The organism is Akkermansiaceae bacterium (assembly GCA_024233115.1).
GTDB lineage: Bacteria > Verrucomicrobiota > Verrucomicrobiia > Verrucomicrobiales > Akkermansiaceae > Oceaniferula.
Window position 1 is genome coordinate 632891 of record JACKQB010000001.1, and the last position, 21631, is coordinate 654521.

16 protein-coding genes are annotated in these 21631 nt (G+C 55.9%); 8 read left to right on the forward strand and 8 right to left on the reverse strand.

Going from position 1 to position 21631, the window contains the following annotated elements; all coding sequences use genetic code 11:
- Positions 1–101 precede the first annotated feature (101 nt).
- Both H7A51_02685 and H7A51_02690 read left to right on the forward strand, forming a co-directional pair.
- A complete protein-coding gene (locus H7A51_02685) occupies positions 102–692 on the forward strand; it encodes a dual specificity protein phosphatase family protein (GenBank protein MCP5535122.1) in 591 nt (196 codons plus the stop codon).
- 80 nt (positions 693–772) lie between these two features.
- Entirely contained in the window at positions 773–1045 is a 273-nt protein-coding gene (locus tag H7A51_02690) for a type B 50S ribosomal protein L31 (GenBank protein MCP5535123.1), read from the forward strand.
- A 119-nt stretch (positions 1046–1164) separates the two neighbouring features.
- Here the strand turns inward: H7A51_02690 and H7A51_02695 are convergent, their stop codons facing one another.
- The gene (locus tag H7A51_02695; protein MCP5535124.1) at positions 1165–1374 is read right to left on the reverse strand and encodes a hypothetical protein; all 210 of its coding nucleotides are present in this window, start codon (positions 1372–1374) and stop codon (positions 1165–1167) included.
- A gap of 67 nt (positions 1375–1441) precedes the next feature.
- On the opposite strand from H7A51_02695, the gene dprA reads away from it, so the two are divergent.
- The 6 genes from dprA to H7A51_02725 all read left to right on the forward strand — a co-directional run bounded on the left by dprA (position 1442) and on the right by H7A51_02725 (position 6862).
- On the forward strand, positions 1442–2572 hold the full coding sequence (dprA, locus tag H7A51_02700; GenBank protein ID MCP5535125.1) for a DNA-protecting protein DprA: 1131 nt from the start codon (positions 1442–1444) through the stop codon (positions 2570–2572).
- 96 nt (positions 2573–2668) lie between these two features.
- Entirely contained in the window at positions 2669–3016 is a 348-nt protein-coding gene (locus H7A51_02705; GenBank protein MCP5535126.1) for a P-II family nitrogen regulator, read from the forward strand.
- Positions 3017–3100: 84 nt separating this feature from the next.
- Complete coding sequence (locus tag H7A51_02710; GenBank protein ID MCP5535127.1) at positions 3101–3589, forward strand: hypothetical protein; 489 nt, start codon at positions 3101–3103, stop codon at positions 3587–3589.
- Between the two features lie 266 nt (positions 3590–3855).
- Positions 3856–5217: a transposase gene (locus tag H7A51_02715; GenBank protein MCP5535128.1), complete on the forward strand. Its 1362-nt coding sequence runs from the start codon at positions 3856–3858 to the stop codon at positions 5215–5217.
- Positions 5218–5512: 295 nt separating this feature from the next.
- The gene (locus H7A51_02720; GenBank protein MCP5535129.1) at positions 5513–6031 is read left to right on the forward strand and encodes a M15 family metallopeptidase; all 519 of its coding nucleotides are present in this window, start codon (positions 5513–5515) and stop codon (positions 6029–6031) included.
- A 12-nt stretch (positions 6032–6043) separates the two neighbouring features.
- Complete coding sequence (locus H7A51_02725) at positions 6044–6862, forward strand: VanW family protein (protein ID MCP5535130.1); 819 nt, start codon at positions 6044–6046, stop codon at positions 6860–6862.
- Between the two features lie 11 nt (positions 6863–6873).
- Here the strand turns inward: H7A51_02725 and H7A51_02730 are convergent, their stop codons facing one another.
- From H7A51_02730 to H7A51_02760, 7 genes are all read right to left on the reverse strand, one after another.
- On the reverse strand, positions 6874–8076 hold the full coding sequence (locus tag H7A51_02730) for a terpene cyclase/mutase family protein (protein MCP5535131.1): 1203 nt from the start codon (positions 8074–8076) through the stop codon (positions 6874–6876).
- On the reverse strand, positions 8076–11612 hold the full coding sequence (locus tag H7A51_02735) for a hypothetical protein (protein MCP5535132.1): 3537 nt from the start codon (positions 11610–11612) through the stop codon (positions 8076–8078). Before H7A51_02735 ends, H7A51_02730 begins: the two co-directional genes overlap by 1 nt.
- 28 nt (positions 11613–11640) lie before the next feature.
- Positions 11641–14070: a hypothetical protein gene (locus tag H7A51_02740; protein MCP5535133.1), complete on the reverse strand. Its 2430-nt coding sequence runs from the start codon at positions 14068–14070 to the stop codon at positions 11641–11643.
- Positions 14067–16967, reverse strand: coding sequence for a BatA domain-containing protein (locus tag H7A51_02745; protein MCP5535134.1), 2901 nt, complete (start codon positions 16965–16967; stop codon positions 14067–14069). The genes H7A51_02740 and H7A51_02745 overlap by 4 nt, the downstream gene beginning before the upstream one ends.
- A gap of 15 nt (positions 16968–16982) precedes the next feature.
- Positions 16983–17894, reverse strand: coding sequence for a DUF58 domain-containing protein (locus H7A51_02750; GenBank protein MCP5535135.1), 912 nt, complete (start codon positions 17892–17894; stop codon positions 16983–16985).
- Positions 17895–17947: 53 nt separating this feature from the next.
- A complete protein-coding gene (locus tag H7A51_02755) occupies positions 17948–18958 on the reverse strand; it encodes a MoxR family ATPase (GenBank protein MCP5535136.1) in 1011 nt (336 codons plus the stop codon).
- A 463-nt stretch (positions 18959–19421) separates the two neighbouring features.
- Positions 19422–21539 (reverse strand): excinuclease ABC subunit UvrB, encoded by a 2118-nt coding sequence (locus H7A51_02760; protein MCP5535137.1) that lies wholly within the window; start codon positions 21537–21539, stop codon positions 19422–19424.
- Between the last annotated feature and the right edge of the window lie 92 nt (positions 21540–21631).

The following is a 21631-nucleotide window of genomic DNA, read 5'->3' on the forward strand; positions in this document are numbered from 1 at the left end:
GGCACAGCGTCTGAGCCAAGGTCAAGACACGCCCCTTAAAGCCTCGGAAAAAACGTATTTACTCCGCGGTCAATGAGCGACACATTGCGCCTATGGAAAAAATGCTCACTATTTTTACATGTTGCCTCTTGATCCTCCCGGTTAACGGGCTACAGGCGCGCCCGGAATCCTGGGCACAGCCTGTGAAGCTCGACGGGGTCCCCAATCTCCACAAGATCAACGCAAACATCTACCGCAGTGCCCAGCCCTCAGCGCAAGGTATGCAGAATCTCAAACAGAAGGGGGTTGCCACCATCATCAACCTCCGGACCTTCCATTCCGACCGGGATGAAATTGGCAACAGTGGGCTCGGATACGAACACATTTTCATGAAAGCGTGGCACCCGGAGCGCGAGGATGTCATCCGTTTCCTTGAAATCGCGACAGACCCCAAACGCACACCGGTTCTCGTCCATTGTCAGCACGGAGCGGACCGGACGGGTGCCCTTTGTGCCGTTTACCGCATGGCCGTCCAAGGCTGGACGAAGGAAGAGGCGATCCAGGAAATGGTCAAGGGGGGGTATGGTTTCCACGGGGTTTGGGAAAACCTCCAACAATGGATCGAGTCACTCGATATTGCAACGATGCGAAAAGAGGCTGGAATAAAGAAGCCCCGGAAAATATCCGAAAAAAGTCTGATTCCTCGCGGGTAACGACTTGACAGCTCGTCTGAATAATGCATTTTCCACCTCCCGCCGCGCCGGAAACGTGGTGGCAGTAACCTAATCCAACCATGAAAACAGATTTTCATCCCGACTATCACCCCGTTGCTTTCCAGGACATGACCACTGGTGTGCGTTTCATCACGCGCTCCACTGCCAAGTCAGACAATGTTGAGCAAATCGACGGCGTTGACCACTACATCATCTCGATGGGTGTCACCTCCGATTCCCACCCTTTTTACACAGGCTCCAAGATGTTTGTGGATACCGAGGGTCGTATCGACAAGTTCGAGAAGCGTTTCGGTGCCGTGCGCCGCGCCGGCAAGCCCAAGCTCAAAGTATAGGCCCAGCTTGCCCCCATCTGGAAACCATCCGGATTTCTACTATTCCTTTATTTTTCCTTTTTTTCCAAAAACCTCCCTGTGTGATGCAGGGAGGTTTTTTATGGCCCTGATGACCGGCCTTAATCACGGAGACGGATTCTTATTTTAATCCATTCCCCGGCAGGGCCATGGACGAACTCCTCGTAATCCCAGTCATTTGCCTGGGATGAGTCGGGTGCTGAGTAGAAGGACATCGAGGTCTGGGGGCTTGGGCATAACTCCACGTCGAGGACGGCAGGGTTCTGCCTCAACACATCAATCACAGGGTGCACCCTGATGAAACAAGCCATCTGATTTTTCCTATCGGTTTTTCAATTTGGTGTTTGGCAATGAAGACTAAAAACATATACTGTTCACATGACCCCCCGTGAAGCTCTCGTTGCACTGAATATGCTACCCAGGATAGGGCCGGTGCGGGTGCGCCGGCTGATGGATCATTTTGGTGGGGCCGAGGCGGTGTTGCGCGAGTCCGCTCGCAGCCTCATGGCGGTGCAGGGAATTGGGACGGAGACGGCCGAGATTATCAGTGGCTGGGAAAACAGCATTGATTTGGCCGCCGAGATGCAGGAGGTGACGGCCCGGGGCCTCACGATTGTGACCCAGGCCGACCAGGAGTATCCGGCGGCTCTCAGACAGAGCTATGATCCGCCACTGGTTCTTTATGTCTGGGGCGAGCTGAAAGAGGCCGACCGCCATGCCCTTTCCATTGTGGGCTCCAGAAAGACATCCCATTACGGCATCCAGACGGCACGCCAGTTTGCTTTCCAGCTCGCGAGCAGTGGCCTGACCATCGTCTCGGGGCTCGCCCGTGGTATCGATACACATGCCCACGAGGGTGCCATTGCCGCGAATGGCAGGACGATAGCCGTCATCGGCTCAGGGCTTGCCCAGGTCTATCCGCCTGAGAACATGGCCTTGGCTGGGAAAATTGCCTCGGGTTACGGTGCGGTTGTTTCCGAATTCCCCCTGAGCACGGCACCGAGTAAAAAAACCTTCCCCATGCGCAACCGGATTGTTGCCGCGTGGGCCAAGGCGGTGATCGTTGTCGAGTGCCCCGAGTGGTCGGGTGCCCGTATCACCGCCAACCTCGCCGGGGAACTGGGTAAACCCATTTACGCGGTTCCCGGCCAAATCGACCGCCCAAGCTCGGCGGGTTGTAACGCCCTGATCCGCGAGGGTGCCACGCTGGTCACCAGCGGCCAGGATATTCTCGATGATATCTCCGTGCTGTCCCTGGGCGATGCCCCGGCCAATTTGGGGAATACAACGTCCCCAGCCGGGGATGGCTCACCAGATTGTGGCGCATTAGCCAGGCTGGAGGGGGCGGAAAAGAGTGTTTATGACGCCCTCGGTGGCGAAACCTTGCGCATCGACGAAATCCTGGCAAGCACCCTGCTACCTCTCCCCGAAGTGAATGTGACCCTACTAAAGCTTGAAATACAAGGCTTGGTGAGGCAACTTCCCGGCGGGCGGTTTGCCCGGAAATAGATCATAACAGCGAGTTTTTGACGAACGTATCAAAATTGGCACGATGCTTGCTTGCCATAAGAGTCACAAACCATAGACTACCAACTACCGACCATCATGAAAAAAATCGAAGCCATCATCAAACCCTTCAAACTTGAAGAGGTCAAAGAGGCCCTCGCCGACGTAGGCGTCCAGGGAATGACTGTCACTGAAGTCAAAGGATTCGGCCGCCAAAAAGGCCATACCGAAATCTACCGCGGCAGTGAATACACCGTTGATTTCCTTCCCAAGGTGAAACTTGAAATCATCGTCGATGACGAAGATTCAGCCACCGTGGCCGAGGCCATCGTCAAGAGCGCTAACACCGGCAAGATCGGTGACGGCAAGGTCTTTATCTCTTCTGTTGAACAAGCCATCCGTATCCGTACCGGCGAAACCGGCTCTGATGCCGTGGCTGTCAACTAGACAACCTGCTTCATCCATCTCTAAATAGCGCGCGGGCAAAGATCCACTTGCCCGTTGCGTTATTTTTTTTATGCTGCTGGGGCGATGATATCAATCGACCCCGTTAGTATCCACTTCCACATTCCCGCGACAGACCCACTGGGGAAGGATGAGGTGTTTGGGAAGTTGCGTTTCTTACCTGAACACGTCTCCCTCAGTTGGCGTATGAAAGGCAGTGTCTTTAAAGGTGGCATGGGGGAGATGACCACCATCGACCTGCCCTATGGTGAAATCGAGCACGTCGAGCTGGTTAAAAAATGGTTCAAGGTCCGGCGGATCGTCCTGCGGATATCCAACCCCGTGCTGGTCAAAGACATCCCAGGAGTCGATATGGGGAAAATGGTGCTCCACATCGATGACCGCTCGCGTCAAGAGGCCAGAAAACTCACCGGTCTGATCGATTTCAAACGATCCATGTTCATCCTCGACGACCACGAACAACGCCTCAAGGCGATGCGTGAAAGCGAGGAAACTCCTGAGCCATCGATTCCCTCAGATGCAGGGCAAGAGGAAGAGCCTGATGGGTTAAGTTAGTTTTTTTGACAGGATTCACAAAATTGACAGAATTGGGTTTTCAAATAGCTGGATTACAGAAGGCTGAATGGTCTGTGGAATGCGTGTTTGGATACAAATACGGCCTGCTTATCATGAAAAAAATTCTGTTGATTCTGTAATTTCTGTCCAGCGCCGCAGGCATCAACCCAGGAATTCCCCAAATCTCCCTAATCATTAGCGACGCTGGGGATGATTCACCCTGAAGGTGATTTTGCAACTTTGACTGATATTGTGTATAAGGGGGCATGTCACGACACTACTCCCTGAAGCCGCGCAAGTTTGCAATGGAGCTAAGAACCTCGGAATCATGCTCGGTGCATGGAGGGCAACTGGCCATTGTCGGCTTGATCCGGCAAAGCGGACTAATGGGCTGGATCAGTGATTACCCGCAGCTCGAGCACCGCAAGAACCGCAACCGGGGCTTTGATCCCGAAGTCTACATCAGCACCTTTCTCTACAACTTCTGCACAGGAGGAAGCAGCCTGGCGGATGCGGAGGCTCTCAATGAAGACAAGGCACTGCTAAGGCTGTTAGGAATAAAAAAACTGCCCGACCAGAGCGCCCTGGGCGAATGGCTCCGGGCTCTGGACCCCGCGGGCCTTGATGCCCTCAAGGCGATCAACCGCCGGTTTTGCACATGGGTGCTCAAGACGGCTCCGGCCAATACATACAGCTACGGTGGCAACGAACTCGAATGGTTTTTCGATGATACCCAGATCGAAGTCAGCGGTAAAAAATTTGAAGGTGCCGCAATCAACTACAAGGGGGATGTATCGCTTGGTTGGCAGACGTTGTGGGCCGGGCCTCTCATCCTCGAATGCGAACTCGGGGGACAGCGCGGAGTAAGCGAGTGTTTCGGCAGGTTCTGCGCTAACAGCGGTAAGCTGCGTAAAAAAGGAAAACACTATCTCTACGCCGACAGCGGCAGCAGTGACGGGGAGGATCTTGAACACGCGGCCAAACACTTCACCCGCCACAGCATCAGCTACAACAAATGGACAAGTCCCCTGGAACGCATGGCCGGAGGACTTCCCGAGGAAAGTTGGGGCGAGTCCGAACTTACCCACTGGCGTGGAGGAATCAAACATCTCGTATCCTACAGCTGGGTAAGACACCAGCCCTCGGGCTGTAGGCAAGCGCATAACTTTGCGGCCCTGCGTCACAAACGGGAAGACGACATGTTCTGGAGCTACTGCTTCGTCGAAGTTGAAGAAGGACGGGGTCACACAGCGGCCCAATCCAGGGCAGCCTTTGAACGTCACCGGCTCAAGGGTGAGTGTGAACGCCGCTTTGGCGAAGTGCTCAGTGATCTAGGGCTTCACAGGCCGCCCTGCCACAGTCTCAGCGCCAACGACGGATGGTATAGCCTCGGGGCGTTGGCCTACAACATCCTCGGGGCCCTCAAGCTGTTGGTGTTGCCTGAAAAAGACCTGGCCAAGCGTCCGCGCACGGTGATGCAGCGGCTGTTGTTATTGCCCATGGAAATCAAGCGTCATGCCCGCCAACTCAAGGCGGTGGTTTACATCTGTCATGAGAGGATGAAAGCTTGGCGGCAGATCTTTGAGGAATGGATGCCGGATCACCGGCTGATGTATCCAAAGGCCTGAAGCCGCCTTGCGCAAAAAGTTCCGGTTGAAGACCTCCCGTGCCGGGGAGGAGGAAGGACAACGCCGTCGACTGGGAGTTGGGAGCAATCCAGCCTGAGAATGAGCAGGTAAAAACGCCAGAACATCGTTGCTCCATCACCGTAAGCGATCAACGCGATGGATTTACAACCCCTCAGCATGAATATCACACAAAAATTAATCCAGCCCAATCCTCGCTAACGATCAGGGCAAATCTAGTCCCGATAAAAACAAGATTGATGAAACCGAATGGCGTGCGACAATTAACGCCGACACAATGGACGTGGCATCACAGGAAATTTTCGAGCAACTTGGTCTGACCGTAAGCGACTTCACCGGGCGTGGGCTGGTGCCATTTGCGGATGCCGATGAACTGGAGACGGTTCAGGTCGACGAGGATGGTCGGGTCCATGAATTGGTTCCCGCTGCGTGTGCCGCCTGGGAGGCCATGAAACAGGCCGCCCAATGTGATGGCGTCGAGCTCTATATCGTGTCGGCATTCCGCAGTATTGCCCGACAGGCGGAGATTGTCCGTGCCAAGTTTCTAGCAGGCCAGGGGAATGATGAGATTTTCGCCGTATCCGCTCCTCCAGGATTCAGTGAACACCACACCGGTCGGGCAATCGATGTCTCGGCACCCGGCGAAGCCGTTCTGGAGGCAGAGTTCGAGCAATCCTCCGCCTTTGACTGGCTCGAGCGGAACGCCACGAGGTTTGGTTTCACGATGACCTATCCGCGCGACAATACTTATGGCTTTTCCTACGAACCCTGGCACTGGTGTTATCATGGTGACTAACAATTTTTGCGTGTGACCTCCATCCCTGAACCCATCAAGCGCAGCAAGATTCGGCAGTTGCTTGGAAAGGAATTCTATATCCTCAGGCGCCACCTCGATTGGAAATTCGGTGGTAAAAAATGGGCACAGAAAGATGACGGCTCATTTGCTGGCGAGACAGTATTCGAGCACCGCTCTACCATTCTTCGCAAGCTGAGGGATGTCGACATGCAACTGCAGCGCAACAAACGGACCAACCTGGAGCTTGCCATTGCGCATCTCGACCAGATGGTCATCCACCGCGGCGAGACTTTTTCCGTCTGGAGAAATGTCGGCAGGCCGACCAAGGCGAAGGGATACCTCGATGGGCTGGTTTTAAAGCAGGGGCAAATGGCCAGCGGTACCGGCGGCGGACTTTGCCAGTTAGGGAACCTGCTGTTCTGGCTCTTTGCCCACAGTCCACTCACCGTGACCGAGCGTTACCGGCATGGATATGATGTTTTTCCCGATGTCAACCGCACGGTTCCCTTCGGTGCCGGTGCGACGCTTTCCTATAACCACATCGACCTCCAAGTGCTCAACGATACGATCTACGATTTTAAAGTCGAGCTGTGGCTCGATGAGAAATACCTGCACGGTCGACTCCTTTGTGAGTGCCGGTTGGAAAACTCCTACCGGGTGGAAGAGCGGAACCACCGGATCAAACAACAGTTCTGGGGTGGCTATTCGCGGCACAACGAAATAGTCAGGATTGAAACCGATCCCGAAGGCAATGAATCGGAACAGTTGCTGGTCAAAAACGATGCCATCATGATGTACAGTCCTCTACTCGAAGATCGCACAGAGGGGTGACGACGGTTAGCCTACTCCTCATCCACTGTCTCATCGCGTTGGTAGATGGGGAGCTGGCGGTAGGGGACGGTGAAGGCGAGTACCATCATGGAGGTGCCGTAAACATCGCCTGCCTCCCGGCTATACCACGAGCCGTCGTCCTTTTGTTTGGGAAGATAGTTGTCATACATCCAGGTGGCATATTGCTCCCAGTATTTGCCCCCGAGTTGGAACATCCCCTGGGCATTGTAGTAGTTGCCATAGATCTCAAACTGCTGGCTGCCGAGCGACTGGTAGGTTTTTAGAATGAAATCACCGGCTTTCAGAGTGGAGGGTTTGCCGTGCTCGCCACAGAGTTCAAGGCAGAGCAGCCCCATGCCGGTCAGGGTGGTTTTATGGTCGTCGGTTCCGGTGTAGCCGAAGGTGCCGGTTTTTTCATTGTGGTGACGATAGAGGTAGGCGACGGCGTCGGCAATGGCCTTGTCGGGCACGGCAGCACCATTGAGCTTGGCTGAACGAAGTGCCATCAGCGCCCAGCCGCTGCATGATGTGTCACTACTGTTGGACGCGGCATGATAACGCCAGCCGCCCTGGTCGCGGTCATTCTTTTTAACCTCCTGGGCCTGAAGGATGAGTTTGAGTGCCTTGGGTAGGGCCTCGTCGATTTTTTTCTGTCGGCCAGGGTCCACCATCCCTGAAACCTCGGATAAAAAGAGGGTTGAGATGCAGTGGGCATACATGGGGCCGGAGCCGGCATTACCCGCTTCAAACACACCACTGGATTTCTGGTGGGAGAGGATGAAGTCAATGCTGAGATTGATGTTATCAGCAAAAGGCCCCTCGGTGGGCAGGTGGCCCTTGGAAAGAAACGCCATGCCGGCAAGCGCGGGGATACCCGTGGAATCACCAAAACGTTCGGGGAATGAGCCGTCTTTGTTCTGAACCTGGGCAAGGTAGTTGAGTCCCTTTTCAATGCTGGGGTCGACCCTGTCTCTGTATTTGGAAAATACGGTTTTGGGTGACTCTTGGGCGGAGCTGAAACTAGTTAGACAAAGAAGAAGGGTGACGGCGATCCATCGCTTTGGAGTGCGGCGAGGTATCGCCGCTTTTGAATGACCCTTGCGTGTGAGTTGGTTATTCGACCTGATAGAGTACAGCGACTTCTTCTCGAGAAATAACATTTTCCCTGATTCCAAAGCGGCGATACCTCGCCGCACTCCAAAGATGCCTATCATTATTTTTCCTCCTTTCCTTCGCGGGCGACTTCTTGGAAATATTTCTTAACGAGGTTGCGATAGTCTTCGGGGATGCCTGCCGCCTCGCTGCCGCCGACGTCCGAGCGCATCATGGCCTTGAGTTTTTCCCAGTCCTTGAGTGAGACACCCAGCTTGGCAAGCTCGGGTGGGACACCGGGGTCGGGGGTGGGTAAACGAGGACCGGCGTCGGGTCTGTCTCCCTCGCCGGGTGTCGGTTGTTTGGGTTCACCCGGTTCACCCTGCTGGGCTTGGGCTTGCCCTTGCTCGCCGGGTTTTTGGCCTCGCTGCATGTTTTGCATTGCCTGTTCGGCGAGCTGACTGAGAGCTTCAGCCGCCTCTTGGGATGCCTGGGCGGCCTCGGCGGGAGAATCGGCCTGGGCGGCGTCGGCGGCTTTTTGGTAAGCATCCGCGAGCTGTTTGTTGTCGGCTGGCGCCTGATTGTCCGGTGCTTTTTGTCGGGCAGCCTGGGCTGCTTGCTGGGCGGCTTGGGCATCGAGCTGGGCGGCTTCGGCATCCAGCGCTTCGGCGGCTTGATCGAGAGCCTCGGCTGCCTTGTCATTGCGGTCGGCTGCGGCTTCCTGGTTTCCTTGCCCGGCCTGTTTGGCGGCTTCCCTGGCGTGATCATCGGCTTGTTGGGCGGCCTGTTCGGCTTGTGCCCTTTCACCGGATTTTCCATCGATTTCAGGGATGGCCTCGATGTCGTCGGCGAGTTCCTTTGCGGCTCCGGCTTGAAGTTCTTGCAGGGCTTCCAGTGCCTTGTCGGCATCGCCATCGCCGAGCGCCTCGAGAGCTTGCGCGACTTTCTCCTGACGTTCTGCTAGATTCTGAAGCTCGGGGTCGGCTTTGTCTCCTTGATCATGTTTTTCTCCTTGGTTGGCTTTTTCCTGCGCAGCCTCTTTGGCTTTGGGTTTGGCGAGTGCTTCAAGTTTTTCCGCGGCTTCGCGAGCGGCGTCTGCGGCTTTTTCGGGTTGGTCTTGGCGGATTTCGTCGAGGGCTTTTTTAGCTTCGGCGACGGCCTCGGGTAATTGGTCGGCGCGCTTCTCGCGTTGTTGCCGGGCCTCGTCGAGTTGCTCTTTGGCTTGTTGATGTATACCTTCCTGTTCCTTTTCAATTTGCTGACGGATGTCTTCCGCCAGCTTTTTCTTGTCCTTCCCTGGGTCGGCCTGCTTGTCGGGTTGATTTTTTTTCTGTCCCTGGGCTTGGCGTGTCAGGTCTTCGAGTTGCTCTTGTTTCTCGCTGAGGTCGCGTGCCTCGTCGGCGAGTTGACGTGCTTTCTCAGCCTGTTTTTTAGCGGCCTCGGCTTTGGCTTCGGGGCGTTCGTTGACTTCGCGGCGAAGTTCTTCCTGGACTTCACGTTGTTTCTGTTTCCAGTCGTCTGCCGCTTTCTGCTGCTGCCTTTCCTGCTGCCTGGCTTCTTGTTTATTTTCAGGAGTTTGTTGTTGGTCCTGTGCATCGGCCTGTTTGTCCGCCTGGCGGGCGAGGTCCCTTTCCTTTTGGGCCAGCTCGTTGAGTTTGGCGACGTCCTCGACCTGCTGGCGGTCCTTCTCAATCTCCTGACGCATTTTCTCGATTTCCTCGAGAGCTTCATCCGCAGCCTTGCGGGCATGATCGAGTTGTTGTTGTTTTTCCTCCGGAGTGTCCTGCAGGGGGGATGTCTCCAGTTTTTCACGTGCCTCTTTGACTTTCTCGGCGGCCTTTCCAGCCTTGTCCGCTTTGGGGGCATGCACGGTGTTTTCCATTCGCTCGGCGAGTTCTTCCAAGGCTTTTTCGGCTTTGGCCAGTTTATCACGTGCTTCCTCAAGTTGCTTTTGGGTGTGTTTGGGCAGCTCTTCCTGTTTGATGTCTTCGCGATGGGCGTCCATCTTTTGTTTGGCCTCCCTGATGTCTCTGGCTGCCGCCTCGGCGGTTTCGCGTATATCCGACTCCTGGGCCCGGAGTTCTTGTCGAACCAGGGACTCGGCCGAGCGGGAAATTTTCAGCACGATGGTTTCAGATTCGCCGATATTGGCGCCGCCCAGCTTGTCGGGTCGGTTATCCTTGATACGGAGCTTCAGTTTGACTTCCCGGGCCTTGGGGTGCTGTTCGATCAGGGCGCCGACGTAAACGGGGATTTCACCATTCCATAGCGGCTTTTTCGATCGCTTCACCTTGGTAGGGAGCAGCTGCGGCAAGGGGGCGGCTTGATTGCCGTTGATTTCCACAAGGAGTTCGGCGGTCTGGAGACCCACCTCTTCGAGCACCTGGTAGGTGATGGTGAACTGGTCGCTGGGTTTGACACGCAACTCGCGTTTCACGGGTGTTAGAATGCTGACGACCGGTGCTTCATCGGGCAGGGCTTTGACCGGAAAACGGGCCGCTTCGATGACGTGGCCAAGACGGTGTTTAAGCACGATGGTGCCCACGCCTGACTGATTGCCATCCATCGGAAAATCGATTGAGATACGACCACCCGTGGCGCTGCCTTCGATTTTTACCGGGCTGATTTCTTTCCCATCGATCAGGAATGTCCCTGAATCCACAGGAGTGTTAGGCGTGCCATTCAAATGAATCCGGGTTCCTACAATGGCCTGGACGCCCTTGGGGTCGAGTTGATGTCTGACGGGTGCCCAACCGGTGTAGTCTGGGTAGTTGTAGTTGACATCCAGCCGTGCCAACCTTGGTTGTGGCCAGACGGTGACTTTGTAAGCATCACTTTCGTTTCTTCCTGCAGTGACTCGATAGCTGAAGCTTTCGCGTGCGGTGGCAAGTTGATAGACGGCGACATGTTTACCATCCTCCTTGGTTGAAAAATGAAGACGTTCCCGGGTGACATCCCCGTTTTCACGGGTGGTTTCCAGCGTCAGGACATCGTCTTCTGATCCTTGGTAGAGGACCTTGATCTCGATCTTGTCGTTTTCCAACACCTCAAGGTTCCCAGGGACAATATCAAAGGCGATGGCACCTGCATTACCGGCTTGGGAAAATGGCGCGACTGCGCGGACGAAGAGTCGGCCAATTTGTTCGGGCCAGATGGAGAAGAGCATAACAAAGGCAGTCACCAGCCCTGCGGCTGGCCAGAACCACGCCAGGACCTTTTTCGAGCGAACCTCAAGCACCGGGTTGAGATCCTTGACGTCGAGTTCCGCCTCGTGGACGAGTTCCTTGAGAAGGTTTTCGGAAACACCTGGTCTTGATGAGCCGACGAGTTCCAGCGAAGTGCTGATTCTTTCCTGGATGCCAGGGTGTTTGACTTCCAGCCATCGTGCCACCTGGAGAAGCTCGATTTTCCGATTCAGGGGTTTGAGGAAGAGACGCCAGAACGAACCAGCGGTTACCAGAACGAGTCCGAAGAACAAGGCCCATCTGATAGAGGATGAGAGCGGGGCGAATAAGTAGTCGGCCGCCATGAGCACTGACACAGAGGCAAGTGTCAGGGTGAGGACTCCGAGCATGCCTCTGAAAAACTGTAGACGTCGCACCCGTCGGAGGACGGCCTCGAGGCGTTCCGTGATCTGGCTGGGTAGTTTGTCTTTCATTTGCAAATGAGGTTGGGGTGATAAGTAACTACGGCAATCCGGCACCTCTTCTTACCATCCACTCGGCGGTGAGAACGGCAAGGAGGATGATGAGCAGTAACCAATGATCCCAGAGAGTAGTCTCTCGTAACTCTTCCCGGGTTTCATCGCCAGTTAAAAACAGGGAGGCTAGGGAAGAGGATTGACCAGGCTCAATCACGCGACCACCGGAAAGCTCGGCAATGGTTTCGAGTAACGGGCGGTTGAGAGTGGTCTCGGACAATTCGACCGGGCTCTTGGCACCGAGCACCCTGATGCCTGTTGTTACCGATGCATCCGAGCCTCCCAGGAGCGTGCCTACCTCGGAACCCTGGAGGGTGATCTCGTAGTTTCCTTGTTGCGCAAAGGGGCCGGCGAGTGCCCGGTGCAGGCCATTGGAGCCATCGATGTATGGCATCGGGAAGGAGGCGATTTGTTTGCCGTTGAGGTGGACCAGGGCGTGCAGACTGGGGTCTTTGACCGGGAGTAGATCCTTGTCCCTTAACCTGGCGGTTATCTCCACGCGGTCATCCGCCGAGTAAGTGAGTTGGTCGGTGCCGAGTCGGACACCTGCGACACCTGAGCGTAGGTTGGGACCTGCTCCCCAGCGCACCAGCTGTCCCCAGAAGCGGTGGTGGTGAACGTCACCGACTCCTTCACGAAGCCGCCAGGTCCTGTCGGTGAGCAGCATGGCCACTTTGCCATTGCCGACCTGTTGGGCGACAAGAAGCGCGTTCTTTTGCTCTTCTTGTTTTTGTTTTGTCAGCTTGTCAAGTGCGCTGTCCAGGTCTTCGGCAGAGCGGGGTGCTGTGGCTGATTTTTCAGATTCTGGTTTTGCCATCAGCAGGACCTCGGCTCCTTTTTTGACCCCGGTGATCGGGTGGCGCCAGCGCATGACCGGGAAATCCGACCAAAGACGCGCATTTTCAATCCCACTATCCGATTGAGCCGTAACCGGGTGGTTTCGACCTTCAGACGTGAGAGTCATTTTAAAAGCTTTTTCACCGGAGCCGAAGTAGGTGCGTGCTGTGAGGTTGTATTCGACGGGGAGGAGTTTTTCTAACACTGGATCGCGATGTGCATGCGGCATCCAGCGAGGGCCGGCGACCGCGACCAGCAGGGCACCCCGATCCTGCACGCAGCTCTGAAGGATTTTCCAATGGTAATCCGTCAGCGCATCTGGAGCGATGTCACCGAGGATGATGACATCAAATTTTCTCCATTCCTCTTCCGAGCCGGGTAGTTGGGTGGCTCTGGCATCGCCAAATGGCCGGGCGGCGGAGGCTACGACGGGTTCATCTTTCTGGCCTTCAATGCGATCGGGGTTCAGCAGGACGTATTGAAGGTGGATGGACTTGTCCCGACCGTAAAAGAGGTTGCGCAAATAGCGGAATTCCCATCGGGCGTGTGAGTCGATGATGAGGACGTTGGTGCGGGCATCGGTAACGGCGGTTTCGAACGACCAGCTGTTATTGTTTTTAAAGCGTTCGCCGTCCATGGCACTCATTTCGAGGCGGTAGCCAGTGACGCCACCTTTATCGGGAGTGTGGCGGAACTTGATTTCCTCGCGATGCCTGTCCTGGGCGATGGAGATGGTGCGCTCCTCAAGAACGGTGTCGCCTTGGAGTAATTTTACCTTGGCCTGTTTGCCGCGATAGCCGTCGAACTTTAGTCGGGCGGACACCCGGATGCGGTCGCCGAGATAGACAGCATCTGGTGATAACACGGAAAGAATCGCCGCATCCCGGGGCGGGGCATCGCTACCGAGGGCAACGGCCGCGATCGGGGCATCCAGGATGCCAAAGCGCCGCGCGACATCCTCGACCCTGCCGGGGCGGTTGTGACGACCATCACTGAGTAAGACAACCCCACCTAGATTATCAGCAGGGATTTGTTCGAGCACGGTTGACAGTGCACCTGCTAGATCGGTGGATTGATTCCATCCGTCGTTGGGTGTCTGTTTCGTAGAAAGGACCTTGCGGGCGGCACGGAGTGTGCGGACGTTGACTTTACCATCGAGCACTTTGAGTAAACCACTCTCATCTAGGGCGCGCTGGCCGATTTCCTGGCGGGTCTCTCCTTGCCCGTCGTCTTTCAAATGCATGGATGCCGAGTCATCGATCAGAACAACGACTTCGCGCAGGATTTCCCGTTCGACCTTCCTGCTCCAGACCGGTTGTAAAAGCATCCAGAGAAGTCCGAGTAGAGCGATGAGCCGAAGGGTCAGTAACCAGCGCCCTTTGCGGGGGGCTACGGCACTGCGTTCGTAACGATAGAGCCAGAAAATGAGTTCTGCGGCGAGGGCGCCAGTGGCCGCCACCGACATGATCGACCAACTGGTGCCGTATTGTAATCCCCGTCCGAGGAGCCAGAACAGCCCCCACAGGGTGAGAAAACCGGCCAGTAATCGGATGGCGCTATGGAGCAAGGTCCCGGTCATTTCCCGGTCTCCTTAATCCGGTTGAGTTGATCCATGAATACCTTGTTAGGGTCGCCGCGATGTGCAAAGTCGATGCTGACGTCCTCACCGGCGCGGCGGGATTTTGAAATCCAGCGGGCGAGTGCGATTTCCAGGATGAGGAGGAAAAAGGCAGCCATTGCGAGTAGCCTCCAGAGTTCTTCACCGAACCCTTTGCCGCTTAAAACGGCGAGTACGTCCCCGCGGTTTCTAACATTAACGACATCCAGGTGCTTCCCGATCAGCGCCCGGTCATCTTCGGTAAGCGGCTCGAGCCTGCTTTCGGCAATGTCCCGACTGACCACCATGGGGATCATGCTTCCGGCTTCACCTCCCATTGATTCTGCGGCCGCTTGGGGAATCTTGAGCTGATAGATTCCCGGGATGGCGGCACCGTCTATTTTGAGCATCCTGCCGCGTCGGCCCGCTGCAAGGTGGGCATTACGGGTGGCGCCATGGGGGTCGATGACCTCAGTTTCCTCGAGAACAAGCTCGGCACCGCTTGATTCCTCGACAGGTGGGAACAAGACGGAAGACGGGACGATGGACGGTTTTCCACCAGGCGGTGTCCATGAAAGAGTGGCAAAAGCCAAACCTCCATCTTCCCAATAGGTCACCTTGATGTTGACGGCTCTGCCTTCTTCAAGATCGATGTTTCCTGTCGTGTTGGAATGTTCATTGGCTTTGATGATCCGGGTGCCATTGATTTCAACCTCCATGCGGTCGTCGACTTTGGCTGTAAACTCGTATTTGCCGGAAACGGGGGGGAGTAATCGTCCGGTCCACTGAACAACAAAATGATCGGAGGGTAACTTTCTATCAGGGGCACCCTCTTTCCAGTCGAAATCAATGGCAGCATCCATGCGGGTGATCACGGCTCTTTTGCCCGGTTTTGAGCCGCGGAAATACTCTCCTTGGAGGCCACCTCCGCCGGGGAGGTAGAGCGTTGGACTCCAGCTGGCTTTGACGTTCAAATCGAGTCCGCCTGCACCTGCGAGCCATGTCACCATCTCGTGGATGAAGGGGACAAAGGACCTTCTGGCGGGGAGATTGCCACTACGGCTGTCAAACCCGCAGGTGGCCAGCACCACACGACCTTGTCCGTAGGATTTGGCGGTGATGAACGGCTCGCCATTGGCGAAACGGGCGACGACGTGACGGGCGGACTTTTCTTCGTCCACCTCTCTGAAAATTGTGACCAGCGAGTTGCCTAGATCGCTTTTTTTCTCATCGGAAAACAGACTGAGCATCGGGTGGTCAAATGTTTCAGGAGCCGGGGAAATACCTTGCTGCTCGGTTTTTACTCCTAGTAGTCCAACCGGGGGAACCGGGCCATCGGCTCCTTCCCAGGCATTGTAAAAAGGGGCGTCTGCGCGCTCACCTGTGAGTATGAGGAGGCCGCCGCCATTGGCGACGTGGCGTTCGATGCGTTGTGCCACAGCAGCAGGCAGGCGGGGGACATCCGCCAGAACGATGACACTTTGGGGGGCGAACTCCTTGATTCGGGCGATGTCGGGTGCGGCTACGACTTCGGGCTCCATCAGGTAGCCATCCTTCGATTTTGTTCCCTGGATCAGCGCATTGGTCGGTGCCAGTGCCAGGGCGGTGAAACCTGCTGCGCGTTCAAAAAAACCTCCAGTTGGGTTGCCGTCGACGAGCAGCACAGGCAGGCGTTTTCTAACAATGATGGCGCGTTCATATCGGTCGTCCTCCTGGATGTCGTCCCTGGCATCCATGCGGGCGACCATGACCTGGGCACCGGGCTTGGCAAAACGGTGCCTGAACTCGACCGTTTCCTGCTGGCCTGGGACCATCTGACCGATTTTACCAGGCTCGAGGGTTTTGTCACCAATGGTCAGCTCGATCTCACCTGGTGTCACGGCTTCGGTGCCGGTGTTTTCGATGGTGACAAGCAAGGCGACTTCACGGTCGGTTCCGACGACGTCTCGCGATAGTTCAATACTGCTGACAGCGAGGTTACGCAAAGTGCTTGGCGGTGCATAATGGCGTAGCATGAGTCGGGGTCTTTTAGGCAGGGAGTCAAGCGCGTCGCCAAGTGACCGCCACGCGGGTGGGCTGTCGGTGCGCCAACCAATTCTCTGGCCATCGGTGAGGACCAGGATTTCCTTGCCTGCGTTTTCGCCCTGCGCAAGGCTGAGCGTGGCGACCCCCAGGGCGTCTTGTGCGCGAAACGGGCCGCCTACGGGACGTAGTTGGTCGAGCACCTCAATGACATCCTCCCGATGGGTGAGGGGGGAAGCCGTTTTTAGTTCGGGGGCGGGGCCGCCGAGGATAACGGAGAATGCCGTGCCGCGCGGTGCTTCTTTGACGATTTGGCGGGCTTCCTCCACAGCGAGTTCGAATGCCGTTTGGCTGCCGCCATTTTCCCCATGGATCATCGTCATCGAGGTAGAGGCATCGATGATCAGCGCGACATCGCGGCCCCCTTCGAGGCGGAAACGCTTCAAGTTCAGCTGGCGTTCCATCACCACGGCACCCACTGCAAGGAGCAGACAAATGACGCCTGCGGCACGCACGATGATGCGTGTTTTCAGTCGGGATAAAACCACCGAGCCAGCAAGTGCCGCGACGCCTAACAGGACGAGCGGAAGCACGACCACCCATGGCACGGACGAGTTGGGCGGAACAAATGGTCGGGCGATCGCTAACGCAATCAGCGTGATTAACAGACAGCGTGTCGCCATCAGCAGAAGGTCCTCCCACTCGATTCTACGACGGCGCATGGCCACGGTATCAAACAAAAACCGCATGGCGCCCCACTCCATCGGCTTCGCTGCCTGACGACGTATCAGGTGCAGGATGATCGGGATCGACACCCCGACCAGTCCTAACAATAAAATGGAATTGAGAAATAACATGGTATCGTCATTGCGCTATCTGCGCGCATGCATTCTCCTTCCGAAATAACGTAACAAGGTATCACGCAGTGGCACCTTGGTGGTAATAGGGACATAATCGGCCCGCAGGTTTCCGCACGCGGCTTCCATGGATTTGACAAACTCCTGGAGCCGTTCGAGGTAAGCGGCACGCACCGCCTGCGGGTCGATCCTTAACATCGGCTCGACCCCTTCGAGATCCTTGAATCTCTGAAAGTCTTTAAAGGGGAAGGTCAGTTCCTCTTCTGCAAGGACATGGAAGAGAACCAGCTCGTGCTGTCGAAAATCAAAGTGGTGCAGTGCCTCGACCATGGCTTTCGGATCGTCAAAAAAATCGCTGATGATGATCACAAGACCGCGTTTGGGAATACGCTCGGCGACTTCATGCAGAACACCCGCGACCTCGGTTTCATCACCGGTCTGGGTGTCCCAGAGTTCATCGAGTATTCTCCTGACCTGACTGGGCCGGCTCGCCGCGCGGATCTGGGTTCTGATCTTGCTGTCAAAAGTAACCAGACCCACACCGTCGCCCTGCTTCACATAAAGATAGGAAAGAGCCGCCGTTAAATAGCGTGCGTATTCGAACTTCGATCGTGCCACGCCAGCGATTTCGGCGGCCTGGTCGCCCCGGTAATTCATCGAACCCGAGACATCCACCGCGATGGTCACCCGGAGGTTGGTTTCCTCGATGTATTGTTTGATGACGTTGCGGTCATTTTTCGCCATCACCCGCCAGTCGAGGTTGCGCGGATCATCACCCGGGCAATACTCGCGGTGCTCAGCGAACTCGACCGAAAACCCTTTGTCGGGGCTGGTGTGTTTTCCCGACAGTGTGCCTTGCATGCGTTTTCGCGCCAGCCATTCTAGACGGCGAAGCACGTTCATCGTCTCCTCGGGGAGAAGAGACATACTTTCGGGCAATTGGAAGGAATCGGACATCGTGGCGACAAACAACAGCCTTCTTACAGCTCGAGATCCGCCTTCGGTGCCAGCTCCTTGAGCAGCATCCTGACAATCTCGTCACTGGTGACTCCGGAGGCTTCCGCGTTGAATGTTGTTAGGATCCTGTGGCGTAGCACAGGCGCGGCTACGGCGGCAACGTCTCCGGTGGTGGCGTGGAATCGACCTCGGAGCACAGCATAGGCCTTGGCTGCGGAGATCAGGCTGATGCCAGCGCGTGGACCCGCGCCCCAGCCGACCATTTCCTTGACAAAATCCGGTGCGTCCGGACTCTTGGGTCGGGTTGCCCGGGCGAGTTTGGCGGCAAAATCAATCACATGGTCACCCACCGGCACCCGCCTGACGATACCTTGCAGGGCGACAATTTCCTCCGCAGTCATCAGCGGCTCGACCCTGGCATCGTTCGGACTGGTGACGCGACGGATGATTTCCCTCTCCTCCTCCTCGGATGGATAATCAACGACGATATTAAAAAGAAACCGGTCGAGCTGTGCCTCGGGCAGCGGGTAGGTGCCCTCTTGCTCGATCGGGTTTTGCGTCGCCAGCACAAAAAACGGCTCAGGTAGCGGGAATGTCTTTTCGCCCACCGTGACGTGGTGCTCCTGCATCGCTTCTAACAAAGATGCCTGGGTCTTGGGTGGCGTCCGGTTGATTTCATCGGCCAGCACCATGTTGGCAAAAATGGGGCCGTGCACGAAACGGAAGTCGCGCCGACCTGTCGCCTGGTCCACTTCCAGCACATCGGTTCCGGTGATATCGGACGGCATCAGGTCGGGGGTGAACTGGATCCGTTTGAAGCTCAGGTGCAGTGCCTCACTGAGTGTCGAAACAAGAAGGGTTTTTGCGAGACCGGGCACGCCGACGAGAAGGGCGTGGCCCCGACAGGAAACAGCCATCAGCACCTGCTCAATCACATCGGTTTGTCCCACGATGACCTGGGAAAGTTCTTCCTTCATCCGCTCGTAGGCGGCGTGTAGCTTTTCGACGGCTTCCTTATCGTTGATCTCATTCATAGTGCCAGTTGGTATTCGGGATTTGGGACAACTTGGTCCAGCTATCCTAATACCCTTCTAGCGTGTAGCATCCTTTCACGCAAGCTATGGAAAAACAGGATATCTCATGATTCAAGTATGATCCGGCGGAGCAAATTGCCGAATTGAGTCAGAAAAAAAGTACCGGTTTTCATTGTACACGGAACAACCGATATTCAGATTCCGGTTCTGGCGGCTAAAACACTCCATGCCAGCGCCCCTGGTTCGAAGTTAAAAATCATCGAAGCCATGAACCATGTCTTAAAACCAGCCAATCTCGAAAAGAAAAGCCAGAACGCCGATTACACCAATCTTGAAGTTGCGCTGCATCCGAAGCTGGGGGAAGTAATTGCTAAGTTTGTGAAGTAGCCGCGAGGCAAAGCAGGGTAGCTTTGCAAGCTGCCGACAGGATGTGCAGGGGTTGTCGGCAAGTTACCCACTTACCCTACTTTTCTTTCCGCAGCTGTTTGATCTGGTCGCGTAAGTGGGCGGCGCGTTCGAACTCCAACTTGGCAGCGGCCTCCCGCATTTCCTCTTCAAGCTCCGCGAGAACCTGGGTGGTATCGTAGGTGGTGGCATCCTCATTTAATACGGCGCGGTTAATCTCGTCGGCTTCCCCGGCGTAATGCGTTGCTTGGCTGAGGCTCTCCTGCACGGGGCGGATGACACTGCGTGGGGTGATGCCGTATTGTTCGTTGTACTCGATCTGCTTGCTGCGGCGGTGCCCGGTGATGTCGAGCAGGGCTTGGATCGAGTCGGTGACCACATCACAGAAAAGGACACACTCACCTTGCAGGTGACGGGCGGCGCGGCCCGCGGTCTGGATGAGGGAGGTTTCGTTGCGGAGGAAGCCTTCTTTGTCGGCATCAAGGATGCAAACGAGTGAGACCTCCGGCAGGTCAAGTCCTTCCCTGAGCAGGTTGATACCTACTAACACATCAACCTCGGCAGCGCGTAGAGAGCGGAGGATTTCGACCCGTTCAATGGCACCGACATCGGCGTGGATGTAGCGGACTTTGAGTCCGGTTTCCTGAAGGTATTCGGCGAGGTCCTCGGCGGTTTTTTTGGTCAGGGTGGTGACCAGGACACGTTCACCGCGCTCGACGCGATCCCGGCACATGTCGATGGTTTCATCAATCTGCCCCTTGAGGGGTTTCAGGGTGATGACAGGATCTAACAGGCCTGTGGGGCGAATGATCTGCTCGACGATCAAATTGCTTCCGGCTGAACGCACATCGAAGTCGTCGATATCCTCATCTGCGCCGCTGGTGGTGATGTTTTTGCGGATTTGTTTGAGTGCCTGCGCGGCGGAAATCTCGCCACGTTTCCAGGGGATGAACTTTTTATTGTCGGGTCGTGAGTTGATGAACTCAAACGGCCCGGGAGTCGCGGAGACATAGACCCGTTGATGGGTCATCTGCATGAACTCATCGAATTTGAGCGGACGGTTGTCGAGCGCACTGGGGAGTCGGAAGCCGTGTTCCACCAGTGTGGATTTCCGGCTTTTATCGCCTTCGTACATGCCTCCGACCTGCGGCACACTGACGTGGCTCTCGTCCATGAGCAGCAGGTAGTCGTCGGGGAAGAAATCGAGCAGCGTGTAGGGCCGGGCGCCAGGCTCGCGCCCCGTCAGATGGCGCGAGTAGTTCTCAATTCCCTGGCAGAATCCCATTTCCTGCATCATCTCGATATCAAAATCGGTGCGCATCCTGATCCGTTGGGCCTCGATCAGCTTGTTGTTTTTTTCAAACCAGTCGACGCGTTCCGCGCATTCCTTTTTGATCGCCCGGATTGCTGTGTTGAGTTTGTTTTTATCGGTAACGAACTGCTTGGCCGGGAAAAAGGTATGGCTGTCGAGCGTGTCGATCCGAGTGCCGGTCATAGCATCGATTTCGGAGATGCGCTCGATTTCATCCCCAAAGAACTCCACCCGGATCGCCGTGTTTTCAAGGTAAGCGGGATGGACTTCCACCACGTCACCCCGGACGCGGAACTGGCCACGGGAAAAGGCGATGTCGTTGCGCTCGAACATCAGGCTGACAAGGCCGTGCAGGAAATCCTCCCGATCCAGCTCGTCACCGACTTTGACCGGCAGCATCATATTCTGATAGTCCTCGGGAGAGCCCAGGCCGTAGATACAGGAGACGGAGGCCACCACGATCACGTCCTCACGCGTGATGAGTGAGCCCATGGTGCTGAGGCGCAGTCGTTCGATCTCTTCATTGACCGCGCTGTCCTTCTCGATGTAGGTATCCGAGCGCGGGATATAGGCTTCGGGTTGATAGTAATCGAAGTAGGAAACAAAGTACTCGACCGCATTGTCGGGGAAAAAATTCTTCAGCTCCGAGTAGAGCTGGGCTGCGAGTGTTTTGTTGTGGCTCATCACCAGCGTCGGCCTACCCACGCGTTCGATGATGTTGGCCATGGTGAATGTTTTCCCCGATCCGGTGACGCCCAGCAGTGTCTGGTGGCCGTTGCCTGCCTCGATCGATTTGACCAGCTTCTCAATCGCTGGTGCCTGGTCGCCGGAGGGCGAGTATTCACTGTGAAGGGTGAAGGGCATTATTGAATGGATAATCGGAGGAACCTACTACGCCGAGGCTATGAAGGACAGGATGGATGAATGGATGAATGGATGAATGCGTGTGTGGTTTC